This window comes from Ktedonospora formicarum (genome assembly GCF_016587355.1).
In the GTDB taxonomy this organism is placed as follows: Bacteria; Chloroflexota; Ktedonobacteria; order Ktedonobacterales; family Ktedonobacteraceae; genus Ktedonobacter; species Ktedonobacter formicarum.
The window spans coordinates 1-14,246 of record NZ_BNJF01000011.1; the positions used below are offsets into that span (position 1 = coordinate 1).

At 54.3% G+C, this 14,246-nt stretch carries 15 protein-coding genes and 1 pseudogene; 5 read left to right on the forward strand and 11 right to left on the reverse strand.

Going from position 1 to position 14,246, the window contains the following annotated elements; all coding sequences use genetic code 11:
* The 7 genes and pseudogenes from K3T82_RS45555 to K3T82_RS45580 form a co-directional block, all read right to left on the reverse strand.
* Window positions 1-464, reverse strand: a 464-nt coding sequence (locus tag K3T82_RS45555) for a hypothetical protein (protein ID WP_220200096.1), incomplete at its 3' end; no start/stop codon positions are given.
* The gene (locus tag K3T82_RS45560) at window positions 461-814 is read right to left on the reverse strand and encodes a hypothetical protein (protein WP_220200097.1); all 354 of its coding nucleotides are present in this window, start codon (window positions 812-814) and stop codon (window positions 461-463) included. The genes K3T82_RS45560 and K3T82_RS45555, both read right to left, overlap by 4 nt.
* Before the next feature lie 27 nt (window positions 815-841).
* Entirely contained in the window at window positions 842-1,027 is a 186-nt protein-coding gene (locus K3T82_RS48795) for a hypothetical protein (protein ID WP_236031941.1), read from the reverse strand.
* Window positions 1,028-1,086: 59 nt separating this feature from the next.
* Window positions 1,087-1,326 (reverse strand): annotated as a pseudogene (locus K3T82_RS50755) (protelomerase family protein); the annotation flags it as partial.
* Entirely contained in the window at window positions 1,278-1,766 is a 489-nt protein-coding gene (locus tag K3T82_RS45570; RefSeq protein ID WP_220200098.1) for a protelomerase family protein, read from the reverse strand. The gene K3T82_RS45570 and the pseudogene K3T82_RS50755, both read right to left, overlap by 49 nt.
* Before the next feature lie 372 nt (window positions 1,767-2,138).
* Entirely contained in the window at window positions 2,139-3,038 is a 900-nt protein-coding gene (locus tag K3T82_RS45575; protein WP_220200099.1) for an AAA family ATPase, read from the reverse strand.
* The gene (locus K3T82_RS45580) at window positions 3,031-4,500 is read right to left on the reverse strand and encodes a Mu transposase C-terminal domain-containing protein (protein WP_220200100.1); all 1,470 of its coding nucleotides are present in this window, start codon (window positions 4,498-4,500) and stop codon (window positions 3,031-3,033) included. The genes K3T82_RS45575 and K3T82_RS45580 overlap by 8 nt, the downstream gene beginning before the upstream one ends.
* A 668-nt stretch (window positions 4,501-5,168) precedes the next feature.
* Between K3T82_RS45580 and K3T82_RS45585 the strand changes: the two genes are divergently transcribed.
* Window positions 5,169-6,575: a hypothetical protein gene (locus K3T82_RS45585; protein ID WP_220200101.1), complete on the forward strand. Its 1,407-nt coding sequence runs from the start codon at window positions 5,169-5,171 to the stop codon at window positions 6,573-6,575.
* Between the two features lie 598 nt (window positions 6,576-7,173).
* Here the strand turns inward: K3T82_RS45585 and K3T82_RS45590 are convergent.
* Together K3T82_RS45590 and K3T82_RS45595 are read right to left on the reverse strand one after the other, a co-directional pair.
* Window positions 7,174-7,353 carry a hypothetical protein gene (locus K3T82_RS45590; RefSeq protein WP_220200102.1) on the reverse strand — a complete coding sequence of 60 codons (180 nt, stop codon included), beginning with the start codon at window positions 7,351-7,353 and terminating at the stop codon, window positions 7,174-7,176.
* 414 nt (window positions 7,354-7,767) lie between these two features.
* Window positions 7,768-8,469: a pentapeptide repeat-containing protein gene (locus K3T82_RS45595; RefSeq protein ID WP_236031942.1), complete on the reverse strand. Its 702-nt coding sequence runs from the start codon at window positions 8,467-8,469 to the stop codon at window positions 7,768-7,770.
* A gap of 775 nt (window positions 8,470-9,244) precedes the next feature.
* On the opposite strand from K3T82_RS45595, the gene K3T82_RS45600 reads away from it, so the two are divergent.
* Window positions 9,245-10,363 carry an integrase core domain-containing protein gene (locus tag K3T82_RS45600; protein WP_220200104.1) on the forward strand — a complete coding sequence of 373 codons (1,119 nt, stop codon included), beginning with the start codon at window positions 9,245-9,247 and terminating at the stop codon, window positions 10,361-10,363.
* Window positions 10,364-10,693: 330 nt separating this feature from the next.
* Here the strand turns inward: K3T82_RS45600 and K3T82_RS45605 are convergent, their stop codons facing one another.
* A complete protein-coding gene (locus K3T82_RS45605) occupies window positions 10,694-10,942 on the reverse strand; it encodes a hypothetical protein (RefSeq protein ID WP_220200105.1) in 249 nt (82 codons plus the stop codon).
* Between the two features lie 3 nt (window positions 10,943-10,945).
* On the opposite strand from K3T82_RS45605, the gene K3T82_RS45610 reads away from it, so the two are divergent.
* The 3 genes from K3T82_RS45610 (at window position 10,946) to K3T82_RS45620 (ending at window position 13,292) form a co-directional block, all read left to right on the forward strand.
* The gene (locus K3T82_RS45610) at window positions 10,946-11,164 is read left to right on the forward strand and encodes a hypothetical protein (protein ID WP_220200106.1); all 219 of its coding nucleotides are present in this window, start codon (window positions 10,946-10,948) and stop codon (window positions 11,162-11,164) included.
* Window positions 11,165-11,385: 221 nt separating this feature from the next.
* A complete protein-coding gene (locus tag K3T82_RS45615; protein WP_220200107.1) occupies window positions 11,386-11,760 on the forward strand; it encodes a nuclear transport factor 2 family protein in 375 nt (124 codons plus the stop codon).
* A gap of 503 nt (window positions 11,761-12,263) precedes the next feature.
* On the forward strand, window positions 12,264-13,292 hold the full coding sequence (locus K3T82_RS45620; RefSeq protein ID WP_220200108.1) for an RNA polymerase subunit sigma-70: 1,029 nt from the start codon (window positions 12,264-12,266) through the stop codon (window positions 13,290-13,292).
* A 90-nt stretch (window positions 13,293-13,382) separates the two neighbouring features.
* Here the strand turns inward: K3T82_RS45620 and K3T82_RS45625 are convergent, their stop codons facing one another.
* The gene (locus K3T82_RS45625) at window positions 13,383-13,925 is read right to left on the reverse strand and encodes a dihydrofolate reductase family protein (RefSeq protein WP_220200109.1); all 543 of its coding nucleotides are present in this window, start codon (window positions 13,923-13,925) and stop codon (window positions 13,383-13,385) included.
* Window positions 13,926-14,246: the final 321 nt, after the last annotated feature.

The following is a 14,246-nucleotide window of genomic DNA, read 5'->3' on the forward strand; positions in this document are numbered from 1 at the left end:
ACCTTTTCCATCTTCCGATTATATCGAGATTCAATGCCCAGTTGCTGATGGTGAGCCTCAATCTGTTCCTCATGCTCCTGAAGATACGCATTGATGACTTCGTGGCGGATCGCTTTGAGCTGATACACCAGCCCAGCATTGATATACCAGCGATCACGGGGCTGTGCCCGCTCATTATGGCGCATGATGGAGAGCACCACACGACGAACTCGCTCCTGCGCGGCTTCTGGCGTACGGACATGCTCCAATTGCGAGAAGCGCAAACTCTGAAAATCGGTTTGCTGATAGGTTTTCGCCCGTTTCTGCGCCCCTTCTTTATAGCTCTCCTGTTTCTTCTGACTCTTCTTGAGGTCTTCCTCAAAAAGCTTGAGAGGCTCCTGATGACCTTCCTCTACAGCCTTCTCAAAGAGCGCATCGACCTGGGAGAGCGACACGCCCCAGCGCTGCTGCAGGTGGCTACTCACCGCCACATCCTGCTTTTCGCCCTCATACACGCTATCAGAGCCCGAAGCGTCTCTAAAGGAGTCGTCGCCTGCAATGGTTCGGAGAGCGGTTTCAGAAGCGCGTCCATCTGCTGATACCAGCTCGACTCATCCAGAAGTTTCTCAACGAGTTCATGCTGGTGAGCCAAGCCACGATCCTCCATCTGATCATCAAACCGGGTCTTCTGATGGGGAAGGCAATTGAGGATCGAACGCTTCTTGGCTTCACTGGGTGCTGCTCTCCCAAGAATTCTTTTCCCGCCTCGAACTTCGTCGTGCAGAGGGCCGTTGCGTTGGTTCTTCCATCTTCTCCCACTCCTTTCGAAATTCATCCAGCACCTCAACACCCGCTTTGGTGCCTAACCAGATTCCGCGGCGACCATCCAGGTTCCCATGGCATCCCCAATCACATAATCCATATAATGCAGGGTACTATCCAGGTTCGCTCGCTTCTTCTCATCCCGCTCGCGAAAATACCAATAGTGGCCCAGGATATGCGCCATATACTGGATGTCAAAGACCGTTGGCGGGCAATGATAGAGCACACACAAACGCCCATAAATGGAGCGCGACAGGTGCGTATACAGATTCTGCTCAGGATCCTCTTGGGGATCAGGGCGCTCAGATGCTGATCCGCCATTTGCCGCATCACAGGACCATAGCGCTGACTGACTGCATCATTACTCATCTGTGAACAATCCAGCACCTGGCGCAAGCGCGTTACGGCAGAGAGCACCAGGTCCGCTGGGGCGAGCGTGGGGATCTCATAGGCCTCGAGATCGTACTCCTTGGTCTTTAACTGCCCTTTAAACCAGAGCGTATACCCCGTCTTCGGCGAGAAGATCCTGTTTTGAGCACTTCCGTGATCCGCCTCCCCGTATTGATCGTCACGCCCAGCGCCAGGTTATACCACTCCTCACGGCGCAGCAGGTCCTCAGAAAGATGCACGATCGCATCGGGATTGTCAATCCGTTGCTGCTCACGCAACCGACGGGCAAAGCGCTCCTCACTATCGCTATTGATCCGCTGCCATTCCGCCAACGAGAAGTTCAGATACTTGAGCGCAAGGTGCTCGTCCTGCTTCGTCTTCGGATTCTTCCAGCGATTGGCAGTGGTCAACAGGAGATGCTCCCGAATCGCATTGCGCGCATGCCGCAACGGTTCCTGCAACGAGCTTTCCTCGACCATCGTCGGACGTGCCCGCCAGTCCGCGATCTCAGCCCGACAGAGTTGGGCAATCGTCTCTTCGTCGGCCACCCCTAAGGGCCGCAACTGCTCCAGCAAGCCGCCTGCCCAAAGAGCCGCTCATGTTGCCACCGTGTCAATTCACCCATCGCGCGCTATTCACTCCTCTCATCTCGTCATCCTTATTACCTATTGTACACCATCCTTTGGTACACGTCAAGTTCGTACCTCCAATCCTCTCGTAGAGAAAGCGAGCGTCTCCTCCTCATCCTTCCATATTCGCGTCTCAGCAGCTTACACAGGGGAAAGGCACGTTTTGTGAGCATGCTGTCGGCTGATGACAGCATGCTTGGGAAGCCATGACACCAATGGTCGGCTTCTGACCAGCCAGGTACGCTCTCAACCATACCACCTATCGTGGGATCGCTCGCCGGTCCAGGACGTGATGGTGGGGATCTTCTGGCGCGCGGGTCAGATTCCCTTTCCAAATACCAGGTGCTCGCGCGCGGCTTCCACGACCTCCTTGTTCACCACCTCAACCTCCGGATTCAGCACAAGAATCCGCTTCATCTGCGTGAGCAGCCGTTCCATCTGCCGAAAATTCCCCCCTGTCATACGGATGATCTGCGCCAGCGCCTCCTTTTCTATCCTTCTCTCCTCACCACCAAAAATACGCACTTGTTGTTCTATCAGCCCCTGCTGTTCTTCTTTCCCCAACGTCCGATATTGATGGACAAAACCCACCCGTGAATACAACTGCGGATACCGCGCCAGTCGCTTCTCCAATCCTGGCATCCCCATCAACACCAACCCCATCGCACTCCGATCGTACACATCTCGTAACACTTCCACAGCCTGCGGCTTCAATCGGTCTGCCTCATCTACCACTAACAGGTCCACCTGCCCTGGACGCACCATCCCTTCCACCGTCTCCACCTCCTGCGGCACCGCGCGTGCTGCCTCTCCAATCACCCGCAAACTCCAACGCAGAAGCACAATGTCTTTTTCTATTTGCCTTGCCGTCACTGTCGCTGTCGGCGTATAAAATGCCACTCTCGGCCTGGGATTGTCTGGTGACAACCGTGGCTGCACCACCCCATGCCAGGATAGTAATGGTTCAATCTCCCCCCAGTGCGCATATTCCTTTGCCGACTCCGTTTTGCCCACTCCTGCTGCTCCATAGCACAGGCCAATATACTGCCCGACTCGGCACTCCTCACAAAACTCCACAAAACGACGATACTCTTTTGTCTGCACAAACCGCTTCCAGAGCAGAGGGGCGCCCTCCTCTACCCAGTCCTCCTCACCTGGTCGCAAACCTCGTTCTGCCCTCGCACCTGCCACATCCTGTGCCTGGATCACCTTACTCATTGCGATACCTCTTCAGGCGTTTGGGTGAGAGAGCTGCCTCCTGCCCTCTCTGCAAACCTAACACATCGCTCTCTTCTCCCTCGTTTTCCTGTTCCTTCTCTGGCTCCTGTGAAACAGCCCCATCCGTCCTCACCATCATCTTGGTATACCGCTTCACCAATGCTTCCCGCTCCACAATTTCCACTCGCAACTGTCTTCTCCGCCTCTGGCGGGCTGCCACAATCTCCTTCAAACTCACCGTTTGCCCAGACAATTCTGGACAGACCGCCCGGCAGACAAAACGATCCTCAAAAAACACCCGGAGTTCTGCAAGATCGAGTGGATCGTACCGAATCATGACCTCCTCCCCTACATAGGCCGAAAGCGTCGGATCGAGATACGCATAGCCTTCAAAGGCAATCCCACTCTGCTGTACTCGCCGCTTCCTAGCGACCTGCACTAATAACAAGTCCAACTGCTCCAACGATTCCGGCATTCTCGGCAAAAAGCCTTCTTCTTCCCAACGCTCCTGCGGCCCTTTGCGTTGTCCTTTTTGCACTCGACTATGATAGTCAGAGAGCAACCAATCCCGAAAGCACTGCTCAAAGTCCGAGAGCGTCATCACCCCTAATCTTTCTTTCTCTCTTCCTGGCTCAAGCGTCCTTGGCCAGGCTTCCTTCGGCGCATACCCAGGCAGTTGTTCCAACAACAGTTGCTCCACACTCCGAAAAAAACGCTCAATTTTGCCTCGTCCACGCGGGCGACCCACCTGCGAAAATACCAACTGCATCTTGAGATCCGCTCCCACCTGCTCCAGGTGCACGCTCGTGAAATCGCTCCCATGATCGGTATAAAACACATCAGGTATGCCACACACTTGCCATCGCGCATCTTCTTTTCGCCACATCGCCTGCCGCAGCGTCAACGCCGTCTGGATCGCGCTGGGAGATGACCAACTCAAACGATAGCCCGCAATGGCCCGGCTCTTATCGTCCTCTATCACCGTCAACCACGGTCGCCTACTCTTGCCCTGCTCATCTTTTACCCAGATCGGTAACAGACAATGATCCGCTTGCCACATCTCATTCGACCTGGCGGCTTCCCTCCGATATAAGAGCTCATATTCCTCCCGATACGCCTCCCCTCCCTCCTGCGCTAATGTCACTAGCGCCTGCGGGAGCGCCTTGACAATCTCATACACCTGCCGATAGCTCGGTTCCACCCATCCTTGCCCTAAGACAAGAGCACTCACCTGCCGCTGAATGGTGGCCACCGACCGACGCGGTTTACAGAGCGCCAATCCCTCGATCACTTTGATCATCTCTTCCGAAAGGTTGCGTCGCGTCCCTCGATCCGCGCGCGGTTGCCTCGCCAATCCACACAGCCCATCTTCACGATACTGGCGTATCCACCGTTGCAAGGTCGAAAGCGGCACCCCGATGCTCGCGACTGCTCCGTTTGCGGCACCCCCTCTTCCACACACGCTCTTACCACTTCATACCGTCGATAGGCTTCCGCTCGCTGATCTTCGGGTATTTCCGAAAGCGTGGAAACTCGTCTCTCCATCTCATCAATACCTCCTCTGTCGCATCTCCTCCTCCTTCCCTCCCCTCACACCGCCAGAGTATACTCCACACACCGCCCTCTTGACCATCAATTTTCCATAAAAAAATGAGGCTCTCTGCCATCTTCAGAGACCCTCTTGGACCTGGCAACACTCACATCCTGCCAGTCTTTTCTCGCTCGCTTCTGCCAGCTGGTCAGATTACCTCATGTTTCTCGACAACTTTCCCTCAAGAACTGCATCGCAACACAATGCCATCCTCTTATACTCGCTCTTTGAAGCTCTTTTTTCCACGCTTCATAAGGGGCCCTCTCCCCACGCTCCACATGCCACTTCTCCAGAGCAACTGGCATCTCCCGCAAAACTCTCCCTACGCTGTCGTTCCCCCATTCCCCCCTCCCTTTTCAGTCCCGTTTTCCCCTTTCCCTGACCCGCTTTTTTCTCCGCTCTCTGAGGGCTTCGCTCCTTTGCGCCCATCTCCTCCCTACAAACGCTCTTTTCTCCCTTTCTGCTTCCTCTACCACTCACTTAGCTCCGCAATTTCCCCTTCACCTAGCTTATCAATTTACACATCAGGAGGGCCCTCTATGCCACGACCACGACGCGAACAAGGGGACCATCGACTTAAGAACGCCGCCCATCGCCTCTACTGGCGACCAGGCGATCCCCACGTCCTTGATCAACTGCGCCAGGACGTTGACGCCATCGAGCAGCAGATTGAGGAACAGCGTCGCGGTCTCGTCGATCTGATCCAGCACGCCCAGGATCGCTTCCGCGCCTTCCTTCTCTCACCCCAACAGGACCGGTTTGAACACGCTGATGCACGTGCCTCCGAGATCCTGGAACAACGCTTCGGCAATCGGAAACACCTTCAGCATCTGCAGTGGCTCTTCGCCCTCTGGCGACGGCGGCGGCTTCGCGGCAAGATGCGCGCCCTCGAAGCGTCACTCTCGCTGACCATGCGCCTCCTCGACGATCTTGAACAGCAGCCTGACGAAGCGGCCTTTCTCGCCGCGCTCACAGACACGACAGACACGCGCCCTTCAGAGGAACGCCTCCAGGGCCTCGACGCACCGGTGACCGCGCTGCTGGGTTCAACAGACGCCTCACAACGTGCCCTGGCTTCCTTTGAAGCGCAGTTGCCTGAACTCCATACGCACCTGAGCAATGCCGCAGGCTGGTTTGAGGTCTTCTTTGTCCCCAAACGGACTTTCACGCCCCCCATGCACGCCTTCCTCAAGGCCCTGGCTCGCCAAGACGAGCAGCAGCAGCCCATTCCTGCGTCTGTGGCCCAGGCCCTCCCTGCCGAGGTCGTCTCCCTGCTCTTGCAAGGTGTCGCACCCACCAACCTCCCACGCCAGTATCATGACATGATCTTCCAGACCGTCAAGCTGGGCCCCTATGTGCGCTATCGCTGGCGCGAGGACGCCCACACCTGCACCATCAGCCTCGGCCTCCTCCACGACTATCCCCCTTTCCCTTCACCCCACAGGGCTTCTAACAGGTGCACGAGCATGAGAGAGAGGAAACGAGGATGGGCAGTGACGCGCACCTTGAAACAGATCTTCTCTCGAGCACGCCAGCTCCAGCCGATGGCATCGACGCGCCAGACTGACCCTCTCACACTCACCTTCCTCCGCCTCTGCCCGCCATGTTTTCATCCGTTCTCTCACAGGCGACACCAGTTCTTGTCCCTGCCATGCACCCTGTGCTCTCCTGCGGGCAGCTCTCTCGCCAGCGAGGCTTCACCCGCAAGAGACGCTTCACGCCTTCCCCAGCAGAGACGCTCACTCTCATCACGAACGCTCTCAGATCATCTCCACTTTCAGCCCCGTTTGATATGCCACAATCGGTCCACTTCTTCCCGATCCAGCCACATCACATCATGTTCGGCCTCAGAGATCCACTTGGCTCGTCCACTCTCCATCCATTCATGCAGCGTCTGCCGGGCGATCCCAATCTCCTTGGCGGCGTTCCCCACACTCACAAGCTGATCCGCTGGCAGGTATTCGTGGTAAAACTGCAACAGCGCCGCATGCAAAAGCTGCCCCAGATCCGTGTGCTGACACTGCCTCGGGTAGGACCACGCGTTCCCTCCAGCAGCCGACCCATACACCACCGCGCACACGGCATACACCTCTCGGCGCATGCCTCCCCGGACCACGACCTCCTCCGACCAGGTCCAACGCTGCTTGCGTTCCGGTTCCTTCGCCGCCGGATACCCTTCCACATACTCGGCAATCCAGCGCAACTGGCACCCAAGCGTGCTGGCACGCAGCGCCTCCATCTGCTCCTCTTGCGAGCGGTGCTTCGCTGCATCGCCTTGTGCAGGTTCTTCTTTCCCAGGAGGGTGAAGAGACTGCACCACCAGGTGAGCACGCTCATGCACCGCGTGCAGCGTACGATCAATCACGGCTTGATGCTTCGGAGTCATACCATCCTCTCCTTCACTCTTCAGCGATCCATCATAGAGGAACGCAAGCCTCCTGCCAGAGCGAGGCCACCCTCCTCACACCATCCCTCGTCCTCCTTCACAGGAGGCAGCACTGGTCCTCACGCTCACACCCCGCTTCCCAGGCCGTCTCTGACATGTCATTTCTCGTCTGAGACACACCTCAGACAGAACGAGCTTCCATCCTTCCAGCCACGACACGTGCCACGACCAAGGCTCGTAACGCCCGCTTCACGACATGCCTGCAGAGCTAGCATTACACCACCCGCGACGTTCCCTACAAGCACCTCCGCGCCAGGCGAAACAGCCGCAGCTCTCACGCTCTCCTCTTACGTACCAGGCCCACCACTTTTTCCTATTTTTTCGCACACGCAGGTGGCAACACGCCTTCTCACTGCCATACAGAACGTCCTATCACCTGGGCAGAACCGAACACGAGGCATTCCAGAATTCACACTCCAGCCACCAAACATAGCCACATGATGCTTTGCAAATACGTGCAGTATCCATTGCAAAAAACCTTGCTTCGGGAGCGCCGTCACACCCGGACAAAAAAGTCAGGTGGGAGAGGCAATGATGTGGTGGGCAATGCTTCTGGTGAGACGAGCAAGAAGTTTCTCGCCAGGAGCAAGGGGATGGTGGAAAGCCTGTCGGTGGAAGGAAGCGCAGAGCAACGGTCGGCGGGCGTTGGCAGAAGGAGGGATGCCTCTCAAAGAACATCCCTCGGACCTCCCTTAGAGTCCTATGGCTCCTGTCGTGTCGGCACCTTCGAAGTTGACACCTTCGAGGTTGGCTCCGGTGAGATTGGCTCCGGTGAAGTTGGCACCTTCGAAGTTGGCTCTGGTGAGATCGGCATCTTTGAGGCTGGCTTTTTGGAGGTTGGCACCTTTGAGGCTGGCACCTTTGAGGTCGGCTCCTCCGAGGTTAGCTTGTGTGAGGTTGGCTTTTTGGAGGTTGGCTCCTTTGAGCTTGGCCCACCAGAGGTTGGCACCTTTGAAGTCAACTCCACTGAGGTCAAGTCCATGGAGGACGGCGAAACTGAGGTCGGCTCCTGTGAGATCGGCTAGTCCGAGGTCAACTTCTTCGCTGGCGAGGTCAACTTCACTGAGATTGACTCCTGTGAGGTTGGCTTTTTGGAGGTTGGCTTTTTGGAGGGCGGTATTAGTGAGGTCGGTTTGTGTGAGGTCGGCTCCTGTGAGGTTGGCTCCGGAGAAGTTGGTGAGTTGATAGTCACTGGAGAGGTGGGCATCTGTGAGCTTGGCTCCTGTGAGGTCGGCTCCTGTGAGATCGGCTCCTGTGAGGTCGGCGAAACTGAGGTCGGCTTTTTGGAGGTTGGCTCCTGTGAGGTCAGGGTGAATCGATGGATTCTGCTTTCTCCAGGCATGCCATGCTTCCACTCCCTGTTTGAGAATATCAAGTTGTTCCTGATTCGCCATGCTGTGCACGCTCCTTTTTTCTTTGGTTCTTGCAAGATAAAAACGCGCCTCCATCCATAGAGGCGCTACCGTCTTTTCAGTATACCACAAGCAGGAAGGCGCAAAGCGACGTGTTGTCCATCCACGCTCACGGCGAGAGCTGTTCACAGAGGTTGGGGTATGTACCACCTAGCTTTTTATCCGGGTGTGACTGCGTTCCCGAAGCAAGGTTTTTTGCAATGGATACTGCACGTATTTGCAAAGCATCATGTGGCTATGTTTGCAGGGTACCATGTATATTTCATCAACCCGAAGACAGCATTCTCAAGAGCAGACAGATTCAACAGTTCACATATGATTTTTTCACTCTTCTTCCACTTCGTTTGACGCACTTCTTCGTTGAGGATCTCTTTCTCCAACGTGTTCTGATGCTTCCGAGCTGACCCTATCAGCCTAGTTCTCCTTTGGCTGCTTCAGACACACTCGCCGTGACTGTCGCGCTTTTGCCAATACACCACTATTCACTTCATAGGCTGCTGGGAGCTCCTTGATTAAGGGGCTTTCTTTTTTCCATATGCCACAAGCATGAGGCTGCAGCCGACATTGGTGACGATCAGCGTCAGTGGAAAACGTAGCTGTGCTGGCTACTTGGGACATCTGTTCGGGAAATCAGCCTGTTATGGACAATGAAATGAGCTTTCTTGCCAAGCACGTGAGATGCATGTACAATCAACACTGCTCATTCTGTGTATGAACTCCAACCATATGCCATTTTTACAAAGAAGAGGTTCTATTTGTGTGGTGGGTATTTTCCTCGGTCAAGCGATGCATGTCTTTCAACTTCCAAACATTTCTCGAACGCGTTCTCTGTTGGGTCAAACCATCGGCAACCTCCCTTGTGCCCGGTACGCTTGCCGATCTGACCAAAGGGAAATTGGAACTGCTGGCGGAAAATGCGCTCTTACGGCAGCAACTGATCATTCTCCGTCGACAAGTCAAGCGACCGACCTACCGCAAGATGGACCGGCTTCTCCTGGTGCTTCTTGCCAGGATGGCCCGAACCTGGAAACAGGCACTCTTCCTGGTCCAGCCAGAGACGCTCTTGCGCTGGCATCGTGAACTCTTCCGTCTGTTCTGGAAGCGCAAAACGAAGGCATGCGCGAGAAAGTCAAAGCTCTCACCTGAGACGATCTGCTTGATCAAGGAAATGGCAGTGAAGAATCGACTTTGGGGAGCGGAGCGTATTCGGGGAGAACTGCTCAAGTTGGATATTCGCGTGAGCAAACGAACCATCCAGAAATATATGAGGCCCATTCGCCGGAGACGACCGAATGGGCAGAGTTGGAAAACGTTCTTGCGCAATCACGCGGCAGGCGTGTGGGCCTGTGATTTCTTACAGGTGACTGATCTCTTCTTCCGCCCACTTTTTGCTTTTTTCATCATCGAACTCCAGTCGCGCCAGGTGATCCATGTGAACGTGACGCGATCGCCGACCGATCTCTGGGTCGCGCAACAACTGCGCGAAGCGACTCCGTATGGGCAAACACCCAAGTATCTGATCAGGGATAATGATCGTAAATTCGGGCCGAATTTTGCTCGCGTGACCGCAACGAGTGGGATCAAGGTGCTTCGCACACCATACCGAACGCCGCGTGCCAATGCTGTGTGTGAACGCTTTCTGGGAAGTGTGAGGCGAGAATGCTTGGATCATTCCCTGATCTTCCATGAGAAGCAACTCCATCAGCTCCTCAATGCCTATACGGTCTACTTCAACCAGGCTCGACCCCATCAAGGACTGGGGCAACGCATTCCGGTGCCATCGGTTCCGTCTGCTTCTCTTCTGAAGCCTCCAAACCGGGTGATCGCCATTCCCATGTTGGGTGGGTTACACCATGACTACCGGAGGGCCGCCTAAATAGCCAAAAGCCAGAGAAAAGAGAAGATGTACGAATGTGTTTCTGTGCAGTCTGACCCTTTGCCTCATTGAGCAAAGAGAACAAGTCCTCTTGCCTCATTGCAGAGGTCTGGCGTGCTAACGATGGAGTGTATCCACTTGAGATAAACCCTTTCCGTGCTTTTTCTGCCTCTCGTTTCTTGGCATGGGTCAGAGATTTTGGAACGGATATGCTAAATAGCCAGCACAGGTAAGGCTTCGTTCTGCATGTCTATCCCTCCAAAATCTCAATTGTTATTTTAACACAACCATTGGAGAAGGAGATGACGCGCTTCCCTGATACACAAAATCTCATCGAACTTCCGCTCTCGCCAACCGATTATCGATGCCGCGGGCTGGTGTGAGGTCTTCTTTGTCCCCACACGACGCGTCACGCCCGAACTCCATGCCTTTCTCACAGCCCTCGCTCGCCTGCGTGAGCGAGGGCTGCCCATCCCTGATTCCCTGGCCCTGGCTCTTCCTGCCGAGGTCGTCTCCCTGCTCCTGCAGGGCGTCTCTCCTACCAAACTCCCGCGCCAGTATCACAAGATCATCTTCCATATTGTGCAGCTAGACCCTTACGTCCGCTATCGCTGGCGTGAAGACACGCACACGTATACTATCAGCCTCGGCTTCCTCAACGACTCTTCACCCTTCCCCTTTACCCCTCAGGGCTTCTCACGCATGCCTGAGCATGCGAGAACTGGCGCGCTAGAGACGAGCAGTGGCACGCTTGTCTTCAAGGTGCGTGCTACTGTTGATACCACAGGAGCATTAGGCTGACCAATCGCAGCTCACGAGTGAACAATCACTCCTGATAACGATGCCCCACGCTCGCACCCAGACGATCCTCTACTCCGATATGCGTCAAACGGGACATCTTATGGAAAAAGTATGCTATGAGCATAGATTTCCTCTTTACTTCTTTGCTTTGAGTATCTACCCTTGAGGGAGGGGGCAGGCAGACAGACAAATGTTGTTAGCCCGAATGAAAGGAGAGAGAAGTGAACCACTCCCTTGAAGAAATTGTGCATGCTGAGAAGCAGCTTCAACAGGCAATGGTGAACAATGATGTGCAAGCCCTTGAACAATTACTGCATGATGATCTGGTGTTTATTGATGCCGAGGGAAATGTACAGGGAAAACGCGATGATCTCGAAAGTCATGCATCTGGTGCTGTTGTTCAGACCGCAGTAGAGTTTGTCGAAGAACCAGTTATGCAATTTTATGGAGAAAGCGCAATTGTTGCAGTAAAAGCTCATGTAAAGGTGCGAGTACAGGGAAAACCTCTTGAGGCTTTCTGCCGCTACCTGCGTGTCTGGCTGTTTCAGGATGAGCGCTGGCAAATTATCTCAGGAGCTGTACATATCATCGCTTGATGACGACTCATATCATCTGCTTTCCTCATAACGACGTGCTTCTGCTGGAAAAGTCCCTCTTTGCTCAGCCGCATACACAGGCTTTTCTGGCAGATGAACGACAACACGGTTTTGACCGATAAACCGTCTGACTCGTCATTGACCCATATCCTGCCCTGTGGGGACAAACTGGCTAGCAAACCACAGCTTAGCAGCTCAGACTACCCTCAGATACGAGAAAAGCGGCCTGCACTCAGGCCGCTTTTCCTTGCCTCTCTTCCATCTCTTTGGCACGCTTTTCTTTCGCATTCTCTCTCGATACCTCTCCAGCCACCTCAGCAACAACACGCTAGCCAAATCTTTGTCTGAATTCTGACACATCCTGCTCTTTCGCCAGGATATTTGGGAAATGCGCCAATAAAGGGCGCTCAATGGTCGCATTTCTGATAAACCTCTAGTATAATTACTAGTAAATAGTAGGACCGGATGAGTCGGTGACAAGATGATAGGAAGAAGGAACTATAATGGAGATTGCAGACCATGCCACTCTGGTACTCGCTGCTCAAGCAGGCGATCAGAAGGCATTCGAGATTCTGGTGAATGCCTATCGAAGTGAATTGCTCGTGCACTGTTATCGGATGGTGGGCTCGCTCTCTGACGCCGAAGATCTGGTGCAAGAGGCCCTGGTACAAGCATGGGAGAAACGCGCGACCCTCACCAGCCCACAATCCTATCATTCCTGGTTATACCGCATCGCCACCAATCTCTGCCTCAATCGGCTCACTCGTGCTCCTCGAAGGTCCTTGCCATCGGAAAGCTATCCACAGAGCGATCCCAGCAGGCCCACACCTCCACGACTACGGGAGCCGATCTGGCTAGAACCTTTTCCCGATGAACTGCTCGCTGAGTCAGGGGCTGAGCCCGAATCCCGGGCACTCAGCCGTGAACGAATTACTCTGGCCTTTCTGATAGCGCTTCAACATTTAACGCCGACGCAACGGGCTATTTTGCTCTTGCGAGAGGTACTAGAATGGCCGACAGCCGAGGTCGCCGAATGGCTTCACCTCTCAGTTCCCGCTGTCAACTCCGCCTTGCAGCGTGCTCGTCACGCTTTGCGCCAGCGCGACGCAGGGAGTGAGGCGGAGATGGTTCTGCCTCATTTCCATTTACAAGATCTTCTTGATCGCTATGTGGCCGCCTGGGAAGAAGCGGACATCCCCGGCCTCGTCGCGTTACTGCGAGAGGATGCCTGGTTCAGTATGCCACCACTTCCCTTCTGGGTCCAGGGGCGATTGGATATCGCCACAGTGTACCAGACGTATCTGTTTACTCCTGCTAGAGAATGGCGTCTACTTCCAACTCGTGCCAATGGTAGCCCAGCATTCGGAATCTATTATCAGGAGGCTGGAATAGGTGACTACCTGCTTTTTGGCCTGGTAGTTCTGGGCGTGGAGCGCGGTCAGATTGTAAGCCTGGTCGCATTCCTGGAGCTGTCCACGCTCTCATTCTTTGCTCTGCCGCCTACCCTGTCACACTTACGGGGAAACGCATAAACAGAGCTCATGACATCCCCTGCTTCCCACAGCATTGATGTTCTGAGGTTGGCTCTACTCATCATGAAGATGAGTAGAGCCAACCTCCTATTAATATTGTGGCGCGTAGGTGAGCTTGACTAGACCTTTCGAGAAGTTCTTTGTCGCAATAAATTTCAAATCGGCGGTCTCGCCCTCATGGAAGAGCCGTTTTCCTTGCCCTAAAACAAGTGGAAAGACAACCAAGTCGAAGGTGTTGAGCAATTGGTGCTGGAGCAACGTCTCTGTGAGAAGACCAGACCCATAGATGAGAAGATCTTGCCCTTCTTGCTGCTTGAGTTTAGTCACTTCAGCAACCACATCACCTTGCACGATGGTTGTGTTGTTCCAATCGGCTTTTTCCAACTTCGACGAGAAGACATACTTTGGCATGGCGTTGATCCTGTTGGCCCACGGATCGGTGCGCCTCGGCCAAATCTTTACGAAGTCCTCGTATGTAGTGCGACCCATCAATAACGCTCCGCATGCCAGCGCCTGGTCTAATCCGTCCTGCGTATATGCCTCGTCATCGCGGAATTTAGCAAAGCTTGAGATCGCTGATCCAGCGCATACGCCATCCAACGAAACGAGAGTATATTCGATAATGTTACGCATAAAGTGGTGTCCTTTTCTCTCCAATTTAGATGTGCGAGAGGGGGAATCTCTCTTTCACATATAAGACACCCAATTGATCCCAAACTCATCGCAAATGAGCTGCAAATTTAGGAAGCGGACAGTAACTGACAGGTGTGAGTACCAATTCATAGGCTCCTTTCTTGCATCTTTAAGGTCGATGCACAAACATTTGCTGAACTTTCTGCTGAAAAGATCAAGAGTCAACATCAGAAGCAGCTCTTTCACAAGAGGATACTTCCTATAAGAATGGGAGCATATCGCCAGCCCCATTCTCACACGACCAGGTAACGCCCCAGTTCT

Bases quoted from the DNA above. Each gene is read 5' to 3' on its own strand.
- K3T82_RS45560 (WP_220200097.1), bottom strand. From the start codon at position 814: ATGAATTTCGAAAGGAGTGGGAGAAGATGGAAGAACCAACGCAACGGC.
- K3T82_RS45575 (WP_220200099.1), bottom strand. From the start codon at position 3,038: ATGAGTAAGGTGATCCAGGCACAGGATGTGGCAGGTGCGAGGGCAGAA.
- K3T82_RS45585 (WP_220200101.1), top strand. From the start codon at position 5,169: ATGCCACGACCACGACGCGAACAAGGGGACCATCGACTTAAGAACGCC.
- K3T82_RS45595 (WP_236031942.1), bottom strand. From the start codon at position 8,469: ATGGCGAATCAGGAACAACTTGATATTCTCAAACAGGGAGTGGAAGCA.
- K3T82_RS45605 (WP_220200105.1), bottom strand. From the start codon at position 10,942: ATGGAAGATGATCTTGTGATACTGGCGCGGGAGTTTGGTAGGAGAGAC.
- K3T82_RS45620 (WP_220200108.1), top strand. From the start codon at position 12,264: ATGGAGATTGCAGACCATGCCACTCTGGTACTCGCTGCTCAAGCAGGC.
- K3T82_RS45625 (WP_220200109.1), bottom strand. From the start codon at position 13,925: ATGCGTAACATTATCGAATATACTCTCGTTTCGTTGGATGGCGTATGC.